Annotated in this window: 17 protein-coding genes; 7 read left to right on the top strand and 10 right to left on the bottom strand. The window is 67.2% G+C overall.

Features of this window, described 5'->3' with window-relative positions; all coding sequences use genetic code 11:
- Positions 1-48: 48 nt before the first annotated feature.
- Positions 49-2,064 carry an NADPH-dependent 2,4-dienoyl-CoA reductase gene (locus VXD91_RS08200; protein ID WP_346415139.1) on the bottom strand — a complete coding sequence of 672 codons (2,016 nt, stop codon included), beginning with the start codon at positions 2,062-2,064 and terminating at the stop codon, positions 49-51.
- Complete coding sequence (locus VXD91_RS08195; RefSeq protein WP_346415138.1) at positions 2,061-2,627, bottom strand: PadR family transcriptional regulator; 567 nt, start codon at positions 2,625-2,627, stop codon at positions 2,061-2,063. Before VXD91_RS08195 ends, VXD91_RS08200 begins: the two co-directional genes overlap by 4 nt.
- Positions 2,628-2,884: 257 nt before the next feature.
- On the opposite strand from VXD91_RS08195, the gene fdxA reads away from it, so the two are divergent.
- Both fdxA and dapC read left to right on the top strand, forming a co-directional pair.
- Positions 2,885-3,205, top strand: coding sequence for a ferredoxin (gene fdxA / locus VXD91_RS08190; RefSeq protein ID WP_029121628.1), 321 nt, complete (start codon positions 2,885-2,887; stop codon positions 3,203-3,205).
- Positions 3,202-4,311, top strand: a complete 1,110-nt coding sequence (gene dapC, locus VXD91_RS08185; RefSeq protein WP_346415137.1) for a succinyldiaminopimelate transaminase — start codon at positions 3,202-3,204, stop codon at positions 4,309-4,311. Before fdxA ends, dapC begins: the two co-directional genes overlap by 4 nt.
- 70 nt (positions 4,312-4,381) lie before the next feature.
- Here dapC and VXD91_RS08180 read toward each other — a convergent pair whose 3' ends face one another.
- Both VXD91_RS08180 and VXD91_RS08175 read right to left on the bottom strand, forming a co-directional pair.
- Complete coding sequence (locus VXD91_RS08180; RefSeq protein ID WP_346415136.1) at positions 4,382-5,674, bottom strand: DUF1214 domain-containing protein; 1,293 nt, start codon at positions 5,672-5,674, stop codon at positions 4,382-4,384.
- Positions 5,664-6,788: a sulfotransferase gene (locus VXD91_RS08175; protein WP_346415225.1), complete on the bottom strand. Its 1,125-nt coding sequence runs from the start codon at positions 6,786-6,788 to the stop codon at positions 5,664-5,666. The genes VXD91_RS08180 and VXD91_RS08175 overlap by 11 nt, the downstream gene beginning before the upstream one ends.
- 150 nt (positions 6,789-6,938) lie before the next feature.
- Here VXD91_RS08175 and VXD91_RS08170 point away from each other — a divergent pair, with 150 nt between their 5' ends.
- Together VXD91_RS08170 and VXD91_RS08165 are read left to right on the top strand one after the other, a co-directional pair.
- A complete protein-coding gene (locus tag VXD91_RS08170) occupies positions 6,939-7,979 on the top strand; it encodes a TIGR03617 family F420-dependent LLM class oxidoreductase (protein ID WP_346415135.1) in 1,041 nt (346 codons plus the stop codon).
- Positions 7,966-8,439, top strand: a complete 474-nt coding sequence (locus VXD91_RS08165) for a MarR family winged helix-turn-helix transcriptional regulator (protein ID WP_346415134.1) — start codon at positions 7,966-7,968, stop codon at positions 8,437-8,439. The genes VXD91_RS08170 and VXD91_RS08165 overlap by 14 nt, the downstream gene beginning before the upstream one ends.
- A 5-nt stretch (positions 8,440-8,444) precedes the next feature.
- On the opposite strand, the gene VXD91_RS08160 is transcribed toward VXD91_RS08165, so the two are convergent.
- Positions 8,445-9,371, bottom strand: coding sequence for a LysR family transcriptional regulator (locus VXD91_RS08160; RefSeq protein WP_346415133.1), 927 nt, complete (start codon positions 9,369-9,371; stop codon positions 8,445-8,447).
- 69 nt (positions 9,372-9,440) lie between these two features.
- Between VXD91_RS08160 and VXD91_RS08155 the strand changes: the two genes are divergently transcribed.
- Positions 9,441-12,896: a bifunctional proline dehydrogenase/L-glutamate gamma-semialdehyde dehydrogenase gene (locus tag VXD91_RS08155; protein WP_346415132.1), complete on the top strand. Its 3,456-nt coding sequence runs from the start codon at positions 9,441-9,443 to the stop codon at positions 12,894-12,896.
- Here the strand turns inward: VXD91_RS08155 and VXD91_RS08150 are convergent.
- The 4 genes from VXD91_RS08150 to VXD91_RS08135 all read right to left on the bottom strand — a co-directional run bounded on the left by VXD91_RS08150 (position 12,884) and on the right by VXD91_RS08135 (position 15,887).
- Positions 12,884-13,903: a 2OG-Fe(II) oxygenase family protein gene (locus tag VXD91_RS08150; RefSeq protein WP_346415131.1), complete on the bottom strand. Its 1,020-nt coding sequence runs from the start codon at positions 13,901-13,903 to the stop codon at positions 12,884-12,886. The genes VXD91_RS08155 and VXD91_RS08150 overlap by 13 nt on opposite strands.
- 83 nt (positions 13,904-13,986) lie before the next feature.
- On the bottom strand, positions 13,987-14,223 hold the full coding sequence (locus VXD91_RS08145; protein ID WP_318986215.1) for a hypothetical protein: 237 nt from the start codon (positions 14,221-14,223) through the stop codon (positions 13,987-13,989).
- A 114-nt stretch (positions 14,224-14,337) separates the two neighbouring features.
- Positions 14,338-14,835, bottom strand: a complete 498-nt coding sequence (locus VXD91_RS08140) for an NUDIX hydrolase (RefSeq protein ID WP_346415224.1) — start codon at positions 14,833-14,835, stop codon at positions 14,338-14,340.
- A gap of 68 nt (positions 14,836-14,903) precedes the next feature.
- Entirely contained in the window at positions 14,904-15,887 is a 984-nt protein-coding gene (locus tag VXD91_RS08135) for an NAD(P)-dependent oxidoreductase (RefSeq protein WP_346415130.1), read from the bottom strand.
- Positions 15,888-16,028: 141 nt separating this feature from the next.
- Here VXD91_RS08135 and VXD91_RS08130 point away from each other — a divergent pair, with 141 nt between their 5' ends.
- A complete protein-coding gene (locus VXD91_RS08130; protein ID WP_346415129.1) occupies positions 16,029-17,426 on the top strand; it encodes an acyl-CoA synthetase in 1,398 nt (465 codons plus the stop codon).
- Here the strand turns inward: VXD91_RS08130 and VXD91_RS08125 are convergent.
- Positions 17,423-18,748 carry a hypothetical protein gene (locus tag VXD91_RS08125; protein WP_346415128.1) on the bottom strand — a complete coding sequence of 442 codons (1,326 nt, stop codon included), beginning with the start codon at positions 18,746-18,748 and terminating at the stop codon, positions 17,423-17,425. The genes VXD91_RS08130 and VXD91_RS08125 overlap by 4 nt on opposite strands.
- A gap of 143 nt (positions 18,749-18,891) precedes the next feature.
- On the opposite strand from VXD91_RS08125, the gene VXD91_RS08120 reads away from it, so the two are divergent.
- Positions 18,892-19,305 carry a PPOX class F420-dependent oxidoreductase gene (locus VXD91_RS08120; protein WP_318986211.1) on the top strand — a complete coding sequence of 138 codons (414 nt, stop codon included), beginning with the start codon at positions 18,892-18,894 and terminating at the stop codon, positions 19,303-19,305.
- Positions 19,306-19,337: the final 32 nt, after the last annotated feature.

Below are 19,337 nucleotides of genomic sequence, written 5' to 3'. Positions count from 1 at the left end.
CGGCAACGCCCACTCTCGACGTAGGGCCGTGGCCGGGACAGCGGCCGACTAGAGCTTGGCCGCCAACTCGGTGCCCTGGCGGATGGCGCGCTTGGCGTCGAGCTCGGCAGCCACCGCTGCACCGCCGATGACGTGTGGGGTGATCCCGTTGCGCCGCAGGCCTTCTTCCAGGTCACGCACCGACTCCTGGCCGGCGCAGATCACCACGTTGTCGACCTCGAGGATGCGGGCATCGGATCGGTCCGGGCCGAAGCTGATGTGCAGGCCGGCGTCGTCGATCTTCTCGTAGTTCACGCCGGAAAGCTGCTGGACGCCTTTGGCTTTGACCGATGCCCGGTGCACCCAGCCCGTGGTCTTGCCGAGCCCGCGTCCCTGGGCGCCCTTGGTGCGCTGCAGCAGGTACACCTCGCGGGCCGGTGGCAGCGGGATCGGCGTGGCCAACCCGCCGCGGGAGTCGCCGCCGTCGGCGATGCCCCACTCGGCGCGCCATTCCTTGAGGTTCAAGGTGGGCGATTCGTCGACTGTGAGGAACTCGCTGACGTCGAAACCGATTCCGCCGGCGCCGATCACCGCCACTCGCTTGCCGACCGCAGCGCCCGTCAGGGCCTCGGCGTACGACAGCACCATCGGATGGTCGATGCCCGGGATCGCAGGCATGCGCGGCGCGACGCCGGTGGCGAGCACGACGTCGTCGTAGCCGGACAGTTCGTCGGCCGACGCCCGGGTGTTCAGCCGGACATCCACGCGGTGCTTGGCCAGCATCGTGGTGTAGTAGCGGAGGGTCTCGTTGAACTCCTCTTTGCCGGGAATCCTTCGGGCCAAATCGAATTGGCCGCCGATGTGGCCGCCGGCCTCGAACAGTGTCACGTCGTGGCCGCGCTCGGCGGCGGTGACGGCGGCGGCCAGGCCGGCGGGGCCGGCGCCGACGACTGCGACGCGCTTCGTCACCCGAGTCTTGCCCAGCACCAACGTGGTTTCGTGCCCGGCCCGCGGATTCAGTAGGCATGACACGGTCTTGTGCACGAACGCGTGGTCCAGGCAGGCCTGGTTGCAGGCGATGCAGGTGTTGATCTCGTCGGCGGCGTCGTGCTGCGCCTTGCGGACCCAATCCGGGTCGCTCAGCAGCGGTCGCGCCATCGAGATCAGTTGCACCGCACCGTCGGCCAGGATCTGTTCGGCGGACTGGGGCATGTTGATCCGGTTGGACGCCACCACCGGGATGGTGACGTGTTGCGCCACCGCGTTGCTGATGTCCGCGAACGCGCTGTTGGGGACCGACGTCACGATCGTGGGCACGCGCGCTTCGTGCCAACCGATGCCGGTGTTGATGATCGTCGCCCCAGCGGCTTCGATTTCCGTTGCCAGCGTGAGGATTTCCTCCCACGTCTGGCCGTCCTCGACGTAGTCGGCCATCGACAGCCGGTAGCAGATGATGAAGTCGTGGCCGACGGCCTCGCGGGTGCGGCGGACGATCTCGACCGGGAAGCGGCGGCGCTTCTCGGGTGTGCCACCCCAGGCGTCGGTGCGCTTGTTGGTGCGCGGCGCCAGGAACTGGTTCAGCAGATAACCTTCGCTGCCCATGATCTCGACGCCGTCGTACCCCGCTTCGCGGGCCAGCAGCGCGCACCGCACGAAGTCATTGATGGTGCCCTCGACATCGCGCAGGGCCCGCGGCCGGAATGGGTTGATGGGGGCCTTGATCGACGACGCGCTGACCGAAAGCGGATGGTACGCATAGCGTCCCGCGTGCAGTACCTGCAGCAGGATCTTTCCGCCTTCGGCGTGCACCGCGCCCGTGATCCGGCGGTGCCGGCGGGCGTCGCTCGACGACAGCATCTCGGCGGCGAACGGCAGCAGCCAGCCGGTGCGGTTGGGGGCGTAGCCGCCGGTGATGATCAGGCCGACACGGCCGCGGGCCCGCTCGGCGAAGTACTCGGCCAGTTTTCCGGTGTCGCGGGCACGGTCCTCGAGACCGGTGTGCATGGAGCCCATGATGACCCGGTTGCGCAGCGTGGTGAAGCCAAGGTCCAACGGCGACAACAGGTTCGGATAGGGGTTGGTCATGGTGTTCCTTCTAGGGCGAGCAGAATTTCGTCCAACCAGTCCACCGACCCCTGCTCGGCGCGGATACCGCCGCGCAGCACCAGATATTGGTGCAGCGCGCTGCCGGTCAGCGCGGAGGGATCGGGGAACTGACGTTTTTCGTAGCCGCGATAGGTGTCGAGCAGCGCGGCGCGTTCGGCGCGCAGCGCGCGAATCTGCTCGCGCAGGGCGGCGGTGCTGTTCGCGGAGCCGTACGTCGCGCCGCGCAGCTTCACCGCGAGTTCGCGGGTACGGGCGTCGGTCACGGAACTGCCGCGGCCGGTGAGCGGTTCGGCGATCCAGCGTTCGAGTTCGGCCCGGCCGGCGTCGGTCACCGAATAGACCTTCTTGTCCGGACGGCCGTGCTGCGCGACGACTTCGACACTGACCCAACCGTCGGCGCCCATGGTGCGCAGCGTCTTGTAGATCTGCTGGTGGGTGGCGGCCCAGAAGTAGCCGATCGATCGGTCGAACCGGCTGGCCAGTTCGTAACCGGAACCGGCTTGTTCGCACAACGCCACGAGGATGGCATGGGGGAGGGCCACGGCATGAGCGTAGGTGCTACCGACGGTCCTATGCAACAAATTGCAAAGATAAAAATGACACGCGTAAAAAGCTGTGGTGGGAACTAGTCGGACGGTATGTGCAACGTCTAGTATCAGTAACCACGCGCCACCCTTCCCGGGCGGCGCGTAAAGTTAGGTAACACTGAGCCAGACGCTTCGGTACGGGCGCACCATACTGACGTCTGCTCGTTGTAATCCTGACGAGCCAGCAGCCCACTGGAACAGGAGAACTACCGGTGACGTACGTCATTGCCGAACCCTGCGTCGACGTCAAAGACAAGGCATGTATCGAAGAATGCCCGGTCGATTGCATCTACGAGGGTGCACGCATGCTGTACATCCACCCCGATGAGTGCGTGGACTGCGGCGCGTGCGAGCCCGTCTGCCCCGTCGAGGCCATCTACTACGAGGACGACGTCCCCGATCAGTGGAGCGGGTACACCCAGAACAACGCCGACTTCTTCGCCGAGCTCGGCTCGCCGGGTGGTGCGTCGAAGGTCGGCCAGACCGACAACGACCCGCAGGCGGTCAAGGATCTCGCGCCGCAGGGCGAGTGACCCCGTCCGCTAGAGCCAAGGTCTCGGCCGCACTGCCGGTGTTCCCCTGGGACACCCTGGCGGAGGCGACCGCGACCGCTCGTGTCCACCCGGACGGCATCGTCGATCTGTCCGTCGGCACGCCGGTGGATCCGGTCGCCGATGTCATCCGGGAGGCGCTGGCCGCTGCCAGTGCCTCACCGGGTTACCCGACGACGGCCGGAACGCCGGCCGTGCGCGCGTCGGCGGTGGCTGCCCTGCAGCGCCGTTACGGCATCACCGGCCTGCCGGAGCAGGCGGTACTGCCCGTCATCGGCACCAAAGAAGTCATCGCCTGGCTGCCGACACTGCTCGGTTTGGGAGCCGCCGACACCGTCGTGGTGCCCGAGCTGGCCTACCCGACGTACGACGTCGGCGCGCGGCTGGCCGGCGCACAGGTGCTGCGGGCCGATTCGCTGACCCAGATCGGGCCCCAGGTGCCCGCGCTGGTGTACCTCAACTCGCCCAGCAACCCGACCGGCAGGGTGCTGGGTGTCGAACACCTGCGCAAGGTTGTCGGCTGGGCGCGTGAGCGCGGCGTCGTCATCGCGTCCGACGAGTGCTACCTCGGCCTGTCGTGGGACGCCCAGCCGTTGTCGGTACTGCATCCCGACGTCTGCGACGGCGACCACACCGGCCTCCTGGCCGTGCACTCGCTGTCCAAGACCTCCTCGCTGGCCGGCTACCGCGCCGGTTTCGTCGCCGGCGACCCGGAACTTGTCGCGGAACTGCTGGCGGTGCGCAAGCACGCCGGGATGATCGTCCCGACGCCCGTGCAGTCCGCGATGGTCGCGGCCCTCGACGACGACGAACACGAACGCGTCCAGCGCGACCGGTACGCCAAGCGCCGCGACGCGCTGCTGGCGGCGGTCCGGGGCGCCGGCTTCACCGTCGAGCACTCCGAGGCCGGCCTCTACCTGTGGGCCACCCGCGGTGAGTCCGGACGCGCGACGGTCGCATGGCTGGCCGAACGCGGCATCCTCGTCGCCCCCGGCGAGTTCTACGGCCCCGCGGGCGAGCAGTTCGTACGCATCGCACTCACCGCGACCGACGAGCGCATCGCCGCCGCGGTCGCGCGTCTCGCCTGATTTCGCGAGCAGACGTAAAACTGTCGTTTTCACCAGGAAAGCGACAGTTTTACGTCTGCTCGCGAAAGATTCAGTACTGGCGGTAGCGCCGCTGGACGTGCTCCTGCCGGATCCTGATCTGCTCGCGGCGTTCGTCGGCGCTGACGGTGCGGGTGGATTCGGGCAGATGCCTGCGCACCTCGTCGCGGCTGATCACCGTCACTGTCGCCGTCGGCAACTCCGCGGGCGGCGCGCTGTACGTCCACCGCACCGTGAGGAAGCCCTGCGAATGTCCCGCGGTGTCAAGCCAATTCGGCACCTGTGGATCGACATCGGTGATGACGTAGCGCAGCCGGCCGTCCAGGTCGGGTTCGGTCTGAAATCCGTTGAGGCTGCTGACGTGATTGGCGTAGTCGAGTGACTCACCCCAGAGGTTCGACAGGTGAAAACCCAGGTATGCCGGTGGCACAGGCACATTGAGCTCGACCAGCAGTGCATCGTCGGGACCCAGATCGTAGGTACCGCCGGAGTAGACGTTGGTGCACTGGCCGCCGCCCGTCGCGAGGTTGGCGGGCATGGGTGCGTTGAGTGCGTTGCGGGGCATGAAGGTGATGCCGTCGCCGTTCTTGTCGCCGTGTGCTTCGAGGACGACGTCGTAGAACTCATTCCAGAACTTCATCTGATTCTCGACGAGGTCACCGATGCGCCGTAGCCGGGCCGCCGTGGACGACGGTGTCAGCGCTGGCGGATGCGTGCCCTCGGCGCCGATCTGCGCGATGTGCAGATCGGGGCAGTTTTCGTGCTCCCAGTCGTGAAAGAGCATGCGCGCGATGACATATCCGGCGGTGTTCCCGTCGGACGCCGTGGCGATGAAATTGCCGGTGTGGCCGGCCGGCCGCTCCGGGGCCAGCAGGATTTCGAACCGGCCGTCGTCATCGGCGACAAGCGCTGCGGAGTCCAGCATCCCGGTGACGACGCGCCCACCCGGCCCCAGCTCGGCCAACGTGCCGGTATCGCCTGCGTACACCGTGTGCGTCTCAAAGATGAGGTAGTGCGGTGCATTTGGTCCCAACGATCCGCGGATCAGGTAATTGTGGGCGCCGTCGATCGCCGCCGACAGGTACAGCGCGTCGGCGTTGTCGATGGTGGCTTTGTCGACGGGCTGGATGGCGCGGCGGAAATAGGGGAACGCGGGGTCTTCGTGGAAGGCGCGTTCGATGGCGCTGAACGCGAAACCCATGAGGTACCGGTAGCCTTCGGCGACGCCGAGGGATGTCACGGGTGGTGCGTGCAGGTCGGGGGAGTCGACGGCATCGCGGGCGCGGTTCAGCGCGGCCATCATGTCGGTCCACGCCGCGCGCATCGATTCGAGTTCAGCTGACATGAGCGTTGCTTTCTCCTTTGTCCTCTACCAGGGTGGCCCACTGGTATTCGTCAAACAGGCCGGCCAGCCGCCGGTGGATGTCATTCGGATCGAGCCCGAACTCGGCCAGGCTGTACCGGTGCGTCGTCTCGTGACCGGGTCGGCGTTCGGCGGCAATGAAGGCCTGCTCGGCTTCTGCGCCGACGTCGAGGCCGAGGTCGGCATAGACGCGGCGCATGGTGGCGGACGGCGCGCCGACGAGTTCGCGGTAGTCGACGACGCTGGCACGCACCTCGGGATGGCGCGCCAGCACTTCGAGCGGATGCAGGTAGGTGTCGACGGATTGGTCGGCCAGCACGCGCAGTGAGCCGGCGACGAGCTGGTCATCGCGCCCGCGAAGCGACCATTCGGTCTGCATCAGTTTCAGCAGGCTCGGAATCGTCTCGTACGGATTGCGCATCGGCACAATGATTCTCGCGTCGGGGAAGGTCTCGATCAGGGTCTCCACGCGGCCGCAGAAGGTCGGGTTCTTGCTCAGGTGGGTGCCGCCGCCGTTCAGGGCGATCTGGCGCCGCACGCATTCCTTGTAGAACGCCATCATGCGGCGCCGCTTCGCCGCGGGCCAGCGGTCGACGTGATAGAAGTCCAACTCGCCCATGTAGGGGAACGCCACGATCCAGAATCCGGAACTCAGGGACCACGTCAGGAACGCGTCGTCCTCTTCGGGTACGAAGAAACCGGTCTTGTGGATGTCCTCGGTCGGCGCGAAAGCCCGCTCCTCGATCTCGTCGAGCCGGCGACGCAACCTCCCGCCGGTCGCCGCGTCGACACGAAACAACAAGCGCAGCAGCTTCTTTTCCAGCAGCGACGGGAAGAACAGCTCGTACATCAGGGCGTAGCTGAACTGCGGGTCCTGTGCCATCAAGCGGTGCAGGTACGTCGTGCCGCTGCGCGCGTGCCCGATACAGAACGTCGGGGCGCGAACCTCGGTGCGGCGCAATGACGGAAACAGGAGCGGGTCGAGTGCGAAGCACAGCGCATGCAGGCCGGCCATCAGTGGTACCCCGGCGGCGAATCGCACGAAGGGCGCCCACCGGCGCTGCGAACGGGCGTCACGGCGCAGCAGACGCAGCATCGTGAAGTAGTTGGACCAGTCGAAGTAGAAACGCGACACGGGTGTTCCTCGAGCGTGGAGTCGGAATGTGACCGGCCACAACGTAAGTAGCTTTAGTTGACTTTGTCAATTAATTGACAATGTCAACCAGGCTGGCTAGCGTGCTGGCGTATGCAGGTATTCGCCGCCATGTCGCCCGAGCTGCCGCTGACCCAGGTGCCGGCCTACGCACGCCGGATCGAGCGACTCGGCTTCGACGGCCTGCACATCGCCGAGACGACGCATGACTCACTGGCCGTGGCGCTACTGGCCGCCGAACACACCGAACGGCTGACCATCCGCACAGCCGTCACCCTGGCCTTCGTCCGCAGCCCCATGCTCACCGCCTACGCGGCCTGGGACCTGCAGACCTTCTCGGGCGGGCGCTTCGAATTGGGCCTGGGCACGCAGATTCGGCAGAACATCGAAGACCGCTTCGGCATGCCCTGGAGCGAACCGCGGGCCCGGATGGCCGAATACGTCAGTGCCCTCAAGGCGATCTTCGAAGCATTCCGGACCGGCGAGCCCGTCCGCCACGAGGGCGACGCCTACCGCATCACCCGGCTCCAGCCGTACTTCAACCCGGGGCCGAATGACCTCGCGCCACCACGCATCTGGCTGGGCGCAGTCAACGGACGGATGTGTGAACTGGCCGGCGGGGTGGCGGACGGCGTCGTCACCCATTCCACCAATTCCGACCCGGGCTACCTGAGAGACGTTGTCCGCCCGGCACTTCAGCGTGGCGCCGAGGCGGCGGGCCGCACCGAACTGCCGGCGCTCGTGGCTTCGACCGCGGTCGCCACCGGCAGCACCGACCTGCTGGTCGCGCAGGACCGCGAGCGCCAACGCCGGATGCTGGCCTTCCTGCTCTCGACCCCCGCCTACGCGGCGACACTGAAACGAAAAGGCTGGCACGACTTGGCCGACGACCTTCGTGCCCTCATCAAACAGCAACGGTGGGAAGACCTGCCCGCCGTCCTCGACGACGCCGTACTCGATCAGCTCGTGACAGCCGGGCGATACGATCAGCTGCCGAATCTGCTGCGTGCCAAGTACGACGGCATTGCGGACGGGGTGGTACTACCGCCGGTCGGTGCGGACGAGAACGAGGATCAACCCGTGCGGGCCTGCGTCCGGGACCTGCAGAACGGAGCGCGCCATGGCCTCGATTAGGGCGTCGAAACGCAAGATGGAATCGGTGGATTCGATCAGCGCCGCCCTCGCCCAGGTGGTGCGGTTGAGCTTGAGCCGTGCGGCCTTCAAGCGGCAGGCCGCCAGTGCCGACACCGAACTGTCCCAGCCGTCGTACGCGCTGCTGCGGGTCCTGATCGATGACGGGCCGCAGCCCGTCGGGCAGTTGGCGACCACCGCGCACATGGACGTCGGCATGACCACGCGGCGGGTGCAGGCCCTGGTCGACGCCGGGCACGTCACCCGGCACGCCGACGGCAATGACGGGCGCGTGTCCATCGTGCAGGTCACCACGGCGGGGCAGCGGGCGGCCGACGCGCTGCAGGAAGTGCGTCGCGAACACCTGGCGCGTGCGCTCGCGGACTGGAGCGCCGACGATCTGCGTCAGCTCGACGTGCTGCTGAACCGGTTCGTCAACGACACCAAGGAAACCCCGATTTAGGGCGTTCAGTCGACATCGAGCTGCGCGGGCACGGCCGAGGCCAGCGCGGCCCGGCAGGCCACGATGGCCGGCGTCTTGCTGATCGCGGTCCGCGTCGCCGTGAACACCACGCGCCGACGCGGATCGACGTCGATGACACGGACATCGGGACGGCGCCGGACGCGCATCAGGTCGGGCAGGATGGCGACGGCGTTGCCGTTCTCGATCAGGGCGATCTGGGCTTCGAGGTCGTCGGTCTCGAAGCGGACGTCGGGCTCGAAACCTGCTTTCCGGCAGAGCTGTTCGGCCCAGTGCCGGGAAGCGGTGCCTTCGGGCTCCATCGTCCACGGCAGGTCGGCGGCATCCTCGACCGAGGAGATGCGGTCCCACGGAGCTCCGGTCGGTGGGACGGCCAGCCGCAGCAGGTCGGTGGTCAGCGGTGCCCGGTGCAGATCGGGATACGCGCGCGCGGCGTGCCCCGGATACTCCTCGGCGATCACGAGATCGAACTCACGCAGCCAGGTCTCGTACAGCGCCTGCTCCGGCTCACGCTGCGACATGGTCACGCGCAGCCGCGGATGGCGGGTCGCCAGCTCCGTCAACATCTGCGGCATGAAGGCCGAGGCCGCCGATTGGAAGACGGCCAGCCGAACCGTGCCGGACGCCTCGTCGCTCTGCACCGCGACATCGGAGGCGGCCTGCTCGAGCCGCGCCAAGATGACCGCGGTGTGTTCGACGAGCACCTCGGCGGCGGGCGTGAGCCGCAGCCGGCGCCCGACCTTCTCGAGCAGCGGCACGCCGACTTCGCGTTCGAGCTGGCTCAGCGCCTGCGATATCGACGACGGGCTTTGGTGCAGTGCCTCGGCGACCTCGGACAACGTGCCACGCAGGCTCAGCTCGTGCAGCAGACGCAGCCGCCGGGTGTCGAGCAGATCAGCACGCTGATGTTTCATCTCTGCTTAATCTTTTCTGTCAGAAATCATCGCTTTATTTTAAGTGTCCGACGAGCCCATGATGGGCAGATGACCCAGCTAGGCAGTGACGAAGATCTGCTGACCGATGTCGTGAGCCAGGTCCGATCGTGGCTCGACGACGCCGCCCGCCTGCCTGTCGCCCCGGCCGGCCGACGGTTGGCCGGGGTCCTGCGCGATCCACACGGCCTGGATTTCACCGTCGGCTTCGTCGACCGGGTGATCCGGCCCGAAGACCATCGCGTCGCGGCGGCCAACCTCCGGGCCCTCGCGCGCAACGCGCCTGCCTTCCTGCCGCTGCACGAACGGCTGTTGATCAAGCTCGGCGCTTTGGTGTCGGTGATCGCGCCCGGCCTGGTCATCCCGGTCGCCCGGAAGGCGTTGCGCCAGATGGTCGGTCACCTTCTCGTCGACGCGACCGATGCCCGTCTCGGACGATCCATCGCACGGATCCGCAATCGTGGTGTCGGACTCAACATCAACCTGCTCGGTGAGGCCGTGCTCGGCCAGGCCGAGGCGGCCCGACGGCTGCAGGGCACCGAACGGCTGCTCGCCCGTCCCGACGTCGACTACGTGTCGATCAAGGTCTCGGCCACCGTGCCACCGCACTCGCCGTGGGCGTTCGACGAAGCCGTCGACCACATCGCGCAGAACCTGCTGCCGTTGTTCACGCAGGCGGCGACCGCGCCGACGAAGAAGTTCATCAACCTCGACATGGAGGAGTACCGCGATCTGGAGCTGACGATCGCGGTGTTCACCAAGCTGCTCGACCGGGCCGACCTGCTGGACCTCGAAGCCGGGATCGTGCTCCAGGCCTACCTGCCCGATGCGCTGAGCGCGATGATGCGCCTGCAGGACTGGGCTCGCGCGCGCCGCGAGCGGGGTGGCGCGGGCATCAAGGTCCGGTTGGTCAAGGGCGCCAACCTGCCCATGGAACACGTGGAGGCCTCGCTGCACGGCTGGCCCGTGGCGACCCTGCCGACGAAACGGGACACGGACACCAATTACAAACGGGTGCTGGATTACGCACTGCGGCCCGAACACACGGCGAACGTGCGGATCGGTGTCGCCGGGCACAACCTCTTCGACATCGCGTACGCGTGGACGCTCGCGGGGCGTCGCGGCGTCCGGGACCGGGTGGAGTTCGAGATGCTGCTGGGGATGGCGGAGGCGCAGGCCGAAGCTGTCCGGCGCACCGTCGGCGGTCTATTGCTGTACGTACCGGTGGTGCACCCCAAGGACTTTGACGTCGCGATCGCCTACCTCGTGCGGCGGTTGGAGGAAGGTGCCAGCCAGGACAACTTCATGTCGGCGGTGTTCGAGCTGCACGACGACCAGTCGCTGTTCCAGCGCGAGAAGGACCGGTTCATCGCGTCGCTCGCGGATCTCGTGGGGGAGACTGTCATTCCGGTGCCCAACCGTCGTCAGGATCGCCGTACCGACGATCCGCGCGCGGCAATGTGCCCGGCCGGCCGGTTCGCGAATGTCGCCGACACCGATCCGGCGCTGCCCGGAAATCGGTTGTGGGGGCGGGCGATCACCGAGCGGATCGCCGCGTCGTCGACCGGTGTGGAGCTGGTGGCCGAGCACACCGTGACGAGCGCGGACGCGCTCGACGGGATCATCGCCGACGCCGTCACCGCGGGTGCGGCGTGGGCGGCGCGGACCGGTGCCGAGCGGGCGGCGGTCCTGCGGCGCGCGGCGGCCACGTTGCAGGCAGCGCGAGCGGTGTTGCTGGAGGTGATGGCGTCCGAGTGCGGCAAGACGCTGGATCAAGGCGATCCGGAGGTCTCCGAGGCCATCGATTTCGCGAATTATTATGCGGCACAGGCGGAAAAATTCGATGCTGTCGACGGCGCCGTCGCGGTGCCTGCGGGATTGGTGGTGGTGACGCCGCCATGGAACTTCCCGGTGGCGATCCCCGCCGGATCGGTGCTGGCCGCGCTGGCCGCGGGCAGTCCCGTCATCATCAAACCCGCCACGCAGGCCAGGCGGTGTGGATCCGTCATGGTGCAAGCGCTTTGGGACGCCGGCGTGCCGCGCGACGTGCTGCGGTTGGTGCATCTCGACGAGGGCGATCTCGGCACCCGGTTGGTATCGGACCCGCGCGTCGCCCGGCTGATCCTCACCGGCGCGTTCGAGACCGCCGAACTGTTCCGCGGCTTCCGGCCCGACCTGCCGCTGCTGGCCGAGACCAGCGGCAAGAACTCCATCATCGTCACTCCGCATGCCGATCTCGATCTCGCGGTGAAAGACCTGGTGTACTCGGCCTTCGGGCATGCCGGACAGAAGTGTTCGGCAGCGTCGCTGGGCATTCTGGTCGGCTCGGTCGCGCGGTCCGCGCGGTTCCGCGACCAGCTGGTCGATGCCGTCACGTCGTTGAAGGTCGGCTACCCGTCGGACCCGACGGTTCAGGTGGGGCCCGTCATCGAACCCGCGCACGGCAAACTGCTGAAGGCGCTCACGCAGCTCGGACCGGGGGAGCAGTGGCTGGTGGAGCCCCGCCAACTCGATGACACCGGCCGGCTCTGGTCGCCGGGAGTGAAGACCGGGGTTCGGCGCGGCTCGGAGTTCCACCTCACCGAATACTTCGGACCGGTTCTGGGCCTCATCGCCGCCGCCGATCTCGATGAGGCGATCGCCATCCAGAATCAGGTCGACTATGGACTGACGGCAGGCCTCTTCAGTCTGGACCGCGAGGAGATCGAACACTGGCTCGACCGGGTCGAGGCGGGCAACGCCTATGTGAACCGCTCGACCGTCGGCGCGATCGTGCAGCGTCAGCCCTTCGGCGGGTGGAAGAAATCGGCGGTCGGTGCGGGCACGAAGGCGGGCGGCCCGAACTACCTTGTCGGGCTGAGTGACTGGCGTTCCGCGCCGGCGACCCAGACTGCTCCGGTTTCGCCGGCCGTACAAGCGATCCTCGACGCCGCACAGACTTTCGCGCTGGATTCCGCGGAAATCGATTTCCTCGAACGGTCCTTCGGAGCCGACGCACATGCCTGGGCGACGGAGTTCGGCGTCGCGCGCGATGTCTCCGGTCTGATGGCGGAGAAGAACGTCTTCCGGTACCTGCCCGTCCCGGTCACGGTGCGCGCCGAGAATGCCGATCCGGCAGCCTTGTTGCGCGTGGTCGGCGCGGGCATCCTGGCCGGCTCCCGCGTGACCGTCTCCACCCCGGTTCCGCTCGCTCCGGCGATCGCCGGCACGCTGGCCACCGCCGGCGTCGTCTACCGGGTGGAGGATGCCGTGTCGTGGCGGAACACCCTGCGCGGCAACGCACCTGGACGGGTTCGCCTGCTCGGCGGCAGCCGCGAACAGTTCGCGCGCGACAGTGCCGGCGCTGTCGGCACCGCGCTCTACGCGGGGCCGGTTGTCGAAGCCGGGCGCGTCGAGCTGCTGACATTCCTGCACGAGCAGGCGATCGCCGTGACGGCGCACCGATTCGGTTCTCCGACGCCGTTGTCCGAGAACCTGTTCGGTGACGCGGTAACTCAGAGCGCGTAGGCGAGCTTGAACTTGTCGAGCAGATAGGGCCCCGACACCACCGGTGCGTAGCGCGGCGGATTGTCGGCCGTCGTGCACGTGGGGATGCACTCGATGACGGCGTCGAAGTTGGGCTGGTGGAAGAACGGCAGGCTGAACCGCTCTCCGCCCGCGCCGTTGCTCACTACACGGTGCACGGTGCTGACCCAGCGGTCGTTGGTCCACCGGGCCAGCAGGTCGCCGATGTTGATGACGAATGATCCGGGGACGATGGGCACATCGATCCATTCGCCTTGGTCACCCCGAACCTGTAGCCCGCGCTGAGATTCGTCCTGCAACAGGATCGTGAGATTGCCCCAGTCGCTGTGCTGGCTCAGCCGGACTTCGCCGGCCGGCCGATTGTCGGCCGGGTAGTAGTTGGCCATCAGGTTGGAGTTGTGGCGGTCGATCGACGCGTCGAACCAGTCCTCGCGCAGGCCGAGGGCAAGCGCGAACAGCCGCGACAATTCGGTCGCCAGTAATTCCATTTCGGCGTAGTAGCGCTCGTAGGCCGCGCGGAATCCCGGGAGGTCGGGCCAGCGGTCGGCGACGGCCACCCGCTCGTCGGTCCAGCCGTCGCCGCCCAGACCCTCCGGGTTGCCCAGCGGGAAGTGGACGAACTTCTCGACCCGGTCCGGCGCTTGGTGTTCGGCCGCGACGTCCGCGCCATCGTTGGTGGCCGCGAGCTTGCCCGCGCTGCTGAATCCACGGGCCAGTGGGTCGCCCGGAAGTGCTCGGACGCGGTCCTTTTCGGCCTGCGGTAGCGAGAAGAATTCGCGCAGGGCGCGGTTGACGTCGTTGATGGCCTTGTACGGCACGCCGTGCCCGACCAGGATCAGGAAGCCGCTCGTCTCGCAGCACCGGCCGATCGCATCGGCCACCGCCTGGCAGTGCGTCGGGTCGCCGGTGCGGGCGCTGCTGATGTCTATCACTGGGACGAAGCCGTCCTGCAGGACGACACGGTCGACGATCACTTCTTGTTGGGTCATGCTGTCGACGCTAGAACCTCAACCTAAGTTGAGATCAAGTGTGAAAATTCTTCTCGCGCAACACCGTCGGTCTGTGACGCCGACTACTGGCTCTGGTGCACCGTGGTGTCGACCCGTGGCGCCTGCGCGTGCGGCTGGATGTCCTGGAGCCACTGCAGCTGATCGATGCCGTGGTTGTTGTGCGATGCCACAACGGTTTCCGGCAGCGCCTTCTGCGTGTCCTCGGCGAACGACCACACGATCGGGGACACCAGGACTCCGACTCCGAGTGCGCCTGCGAGAACATAGCGGCCCAGTGCCTGCCGTGTACTACTGCTCATCGTTTTCATGCCGTTGCCTCCTGCTGGGTGCCTGGGTGCGATGCCCAGATCAACAGGCGCCCGAAACGGCGTCATCCCAGGTGGCGCGATGTTTATCGGAGTTGGCAGGATCGCTTATCGGCCCGTATGTAACCGCAACAACGTCCACGCCGCCAACGATTGTGCATCGGTGATGTCACCGCGGCGGATCATGTCCTCGATCTGGTCGGCGGTGAACCACTCGCTGTGCATGTCCTGCTCTTCATGCTCACGTTCGTGTTCGCCCTCGGTGATGCCGGTCGCGAGGTAGGCCCAGCCGCGTTGGCTGCACATCCCGGGTGCGACGTCCAACTGGCCCAACACCTCCCACGTCTCGGCACGCAGCCCCGTCTCCTCGCGGAGTTCCTGCGCCGCCAGATCGCCGGGCGCGGGCTCGTTGCCGTCCAAGGTGCCCGGCGCGGTGCCCTGCACAAACTCCCAGCGCCGCAACCCGATCGGGTAGCGGAACTGCTCCACCATCCGGTAGCGGTCACCGTCGCGGGCGATCACCAGGGCATAGGTGGGCTTGTCCACCACGCCGTAGATGCCGGTGGTGCCGTCGGGACGGCGGATGTCGTCTTCGCGCACAGACATCCAGGCGTTGCGGTAGACCTCACGGGAGCCGACGCGTTCGATCACAGCTCCAGTATCGCGGAGTGCCGCTATTCGACCGGGTATGGGCCGTCGGTGAAGACCTGCGAGTGATATCCCTTCGAGCCGACCGACACCGCCAGGGAACTGCGGAACTCGCGATCCTGCGCGAGTCGTCCGATCAGCTCGGCGAAGGTGTGCCGCGGGTGCCAACCCAGTTCGTTCCTGGCGCGGTCGTTGACATAGACCCGGTCGATCGACGGGAACATGGTCCAACCACGGCGCCGGTATTCGTCCACGTACCCGGGCACGTAGCGTGCCACGACCGCCGGTGCGTCCAGCCGCAACTGCGGCAGATCCGCCACGGTGAACGGCGACGTCGCGCTGATGATGTAGCGCCCGAACCCGATATCAGGTGCGCGCTCGATGGCCCGCAGGTGGGCTTCGACGACGTCTTCGAGATCGACACGGCGGTAGAGGAACTCGTTGACCTTTGCGTTGGCGTCGTCGTAGCTGTCCCGAATGTCCTTGCTGTCATCGGATTCCGGGAAGAACCGCGAGGTCCGCAACACCACGCAGGGGAGTCCGCGCCGGCGCGCAAACAGTTCACACAGGTCTTCGGCGGCTGCTTTGGTCACGCCGTAGATGTTCTTGGGCCTGTCCGCGACGTCCTCGGTGATCCAGGAGGCGGGCTCGTGCGGGCCCGGAACCAGCGCGTCCCCGAACGCACTCGTCGTGCTGGTGTAGACGAATCGGGTCACCCCGGCCGCGACCGCGTGCTCGAGCAGGTTGAGCGTGCCGGTGATGTTCGTATCGACGAATTCCTGCCGGGTGTGGGTCGCGACGTGCGGCTTGTGCAGCGTCGCGGTATGCACAACGGCATCGACCCCGCGTATCGCTTCGGCGACGGCCACCGGGTCGGTGACCGATGCCTGGTGGCGGGTGAAGGCCGACGCCGTCGTATCGAGGCCGACGGGCTCGTGGTTCGTCTGCTGCAAGCGCAGCATCAGCGCTTCGCCCAGGTGACCCGAACTGCCGGTCACGAGAATCTTCATTGTCGCTGGTCCCCGGTTGCCCTGCTGAACGGACGATGTCCCGCCCTCACGGCATCGAACCTATTGGCGCCGACGGCCGAGCGCGAGTCATTTATGACGCGGGTCCTTCGCTGGAATCGGATAGGCGAGTAGCCTCGCGATGTGCTGCTGACCTCTCTGAACCCCGCCGTCGTCGCTGCCGGACACGACCTCGAAGACGCGGTACGGATCGACGGCGCGGTGCTGTCACGCAGCGATCTGGTCGGGGCTGCGACATCGGTCGCCGAGCGGGTCGCGGGTGCGTCGCTGGTCGCCGTCCTGGCGCGGCCTACCGCCAAGACGGTGCTGGCGATCGCCGGCTGCCTCATCGCGGGGGTGCCGGTGGTTCCGGTGCCGGCCGATGTCGGTGCGGCCGAACGCCGGCACATGATCACCGATTCCGGCGCGCAGGCGTGGCTGGGCGAGGTGCCTGACGAAAACGAAGGGCTGCCACACATTCCGGTGCGGCTGCACGCCCGGTCCTGGCACCGCTACGCCGAGCCCTCGCCGGATTCGACGGCGCTGATCATGTACACCTCGGGCACCACGGGTCTGCCGAAAGGCGTGCTGATCAGCCGTCGCGCCATCGCCGCCGACATCGATGCCCTGGCCAAGGCCTGGGCCTGGACCCCGGCCGACACCCTGGTGCACGGCCTGCCGTTGTTCCACGTGCACGGCCTGATCCTGGGCCTGCTGGGCTCGCTGCGCGTGGGAAATCGCTTCGTGCACACCGGAAAACCCACACCGGCCGCGTATGCGGCGGCGGCCGGCTCGCTGTACTTCGGGGTACCGACGGTGTGGTCGCGGGTGGTGGCCGACGCCGCGGCCGCTGAAGCGCTGCGGGGCGCCCGCCTGCTGGTGTCGGGCAGCGCGGCGCTGCCGGTGCCGGTGTTCGACGACCTGGTTCGGCTCACCGGGCACGCACCCGTCGAGCGCTACGGCAGCACCGAATCGCTGATCACGCTGTCGACCCGGGTCGACGGTGAACGCCGGCCCGGCTGGGTCGGCTTGCCGCTCGACGGCGTGCAGACCCGGCTGGTCGCCGAGGACGGGTCGCCGGTACCGCACGACGGGGAAACCATTGGCCGCCTGGAGGTTTCCACGCCGACGTTGTTCAGCGGGTACCTCAACCGGCCCGAGGCGACGGCGGAAGTGCTGGGTGACGACGGCTGGTACCGCACCGGCGACGTGGCCGTCGTCGACGCCGAGGGCATGCATCGCATCGTCGGCCGTGAGTCGGTGGACCTCATCAAGTCCGGTGGTTTCCGGGTTGGTGCCGGCGAGATCGAGACCGTCCTGCTGGGGCACCCGGGTGTATCGGAGGCCGCGGTGGTCGGCGTGCCCGACGACGACCTGGGCCAGCGCATCGTCGCGTTCGTGGTCGGCTCCGCATCGGCGCAGGAACTCATCGACTTTGTGGCGCAACAGCTTTCGGTGCACAAACGGCCGCGCGAGGTGCGCCTCGTCGACAGCCTGCCGCGTAACGCCATGGGCAAGGTGCAGAAGAAGCTCCTCGTCTAGGGCAGACGACTGGCCGGCCCACCCTCGATCTCCGGCTGGATCAACCGGAAGTGAGATTCGCTGCGCTGCATGTGCCGTCGCTGGTAGTCGCCTTCGATGTGCTTGCCGTCGACCGTGCCGGTCAACGTCAGCCGGTCGGGACCGTCGAGGCGAAAGTGCAGCACAGTGGGCGGATCCGCTTCGTGCCTCTTGATCTCGAGCCGGTCGCCGCGGATCTCGAACAGGTACACGGTCACGTAACCCGCCGGGACCTGAGTGACGAAGCTCGTGTAGTCGCCGGGCCGGTCCGCGATCGCGACATTCGTCCACGGCGCCGGCGAGGTCTGCTTCAGCGTCGCCTGTTCGCCTTCCACGGTGAATGACGTTGCGCGCCAGACTCCGTCGATGTCCGATTCCCGGTGCCGAATCTGCTGGTAGGTCACGACGCTGAACGTCGTGACCAGCACGACGACGACGCCTGCGATGGCGAACTTCGCCACGATGCCGGTCCGGCGCAACCACCGCCTGCCGGAACCCAGCGCCGGCCACAGCGCGACCGGTTCGGGAGCGCCAAGCTGGAATACCGTTTGAGCCAGGCTTTTCCAGTACGGCGTGGTGATCGCGACGGCAATGAACAACAGCTGGCCGGACACCAGCTTCACCGGGACGTCGTAGAAGAGGTTGAGCAGGAACACCTGGGCCATGGCCACGATCGCGATCAGCGCGCCCAGCAGCCACGTGCGCCGCCACAGCAATAGGGCACCGGCGGCGAATTCGACCAGACCGGTGGCCACCGAGTAGGGGTCCGAGGCGCCCATGAAACCCCACAGCGTGTTCATCATGCTGACGTCGCCGACCATCTGGATCTGGTAGCCGGGCAGCATCATGTAGGCCATCTGCGTGGGAATGAGCTTGGCCAGACCGTAGAGCAGCATCGAGACGGCCAGACCGAACCGCGCGAACACCAGCAGCAGCGCGGCAAGGCTGCGGTAGTTCGGCCGATGCCGGTCCAGGGCGGTCCACACCGCGGTGATCACCAGAGCCACCAGGATCCAGCCGAGGTGCAGGCACCACTCCGCCAGGGAATCAGCGCCGCCGTCGATGTTCAGGTACGCGCCCTCGCCGCGGGTCACGAAACTGCCCAGGTTTGCGAGCCCCTGCAGAAGCGGGGCCATCAAGACGCTCAGGCCCAGATTGCCGTAAACCGAAAGGATCAGGATTCCGCCGCCGATGGTGAAGAACAGCCGGAACGCCAGCTTCTGCGCGCCGGTCCACTCGGGCGCCGAAATCTTGTCGGGTTCGGTAGGTGTCAAGGTGTCCGCGTCGCCGGTCGTCGTGCTCACCGGATTGACGCTAGCGATGAATGTGCGCCGATGTCCCTGGGGGAAAACCTCCAACTTCCCGGCGGCGACGAGCTGGGCGTATCCACGCGCACAAGCTCTTTCCCGGCGGGAATGCCACACGCCGCCGCGGCCTTGTAGATCCCATGCAACTCACAGACGAAGCCCGCGCCCTGATCGGGGACGGGGCCAACGCAACGCTGGTGACTCTGAATGCCGATGGCAGCCCGCAGGTTTCGGTGGTGTGGGTCGAACTGCAGGGCGACGAACTGGTCAGCGCGCACCTCGGCGACTACAAGAAGCTGCGCAACATGCGCCGCGACCCGCGTGTCGCGGTCACCATCATCGGCACCGACCGGGGCGCCGCATCGGTGAATCCCTACCTCGCGATCAGCGGTACCGCCCGCATCGTCGAGGGTGGGGCGCCCGAAGTGCTGACCCGACTGACCAACGTGATGGCGCCCGAGTTCAACGGCCAGTTCCCACCGGCCGGCGCGCCGCCGGGATACCTCACCCGCATCACCATCGACAAGGTGACGGGCGTCGGCCCCTGGGCCTGAACGACGAAAGTGAGCTTGTGTGCGAGCTTTCG

Source organism: Mycobacterium sp. SM3041, assembly GCF_039668335.1.
Taxonomy (GTDB): domain Bacteria; phylum Actinomycetota; class Actinomycetes; order Mycobacteriales; family Mycobacteriaceae; genus Mycobacterium.
Note: the sequence above shows the minus strand (reverse complement) of the source record. Positions and strands in the feature narration are given on the sequence as shown.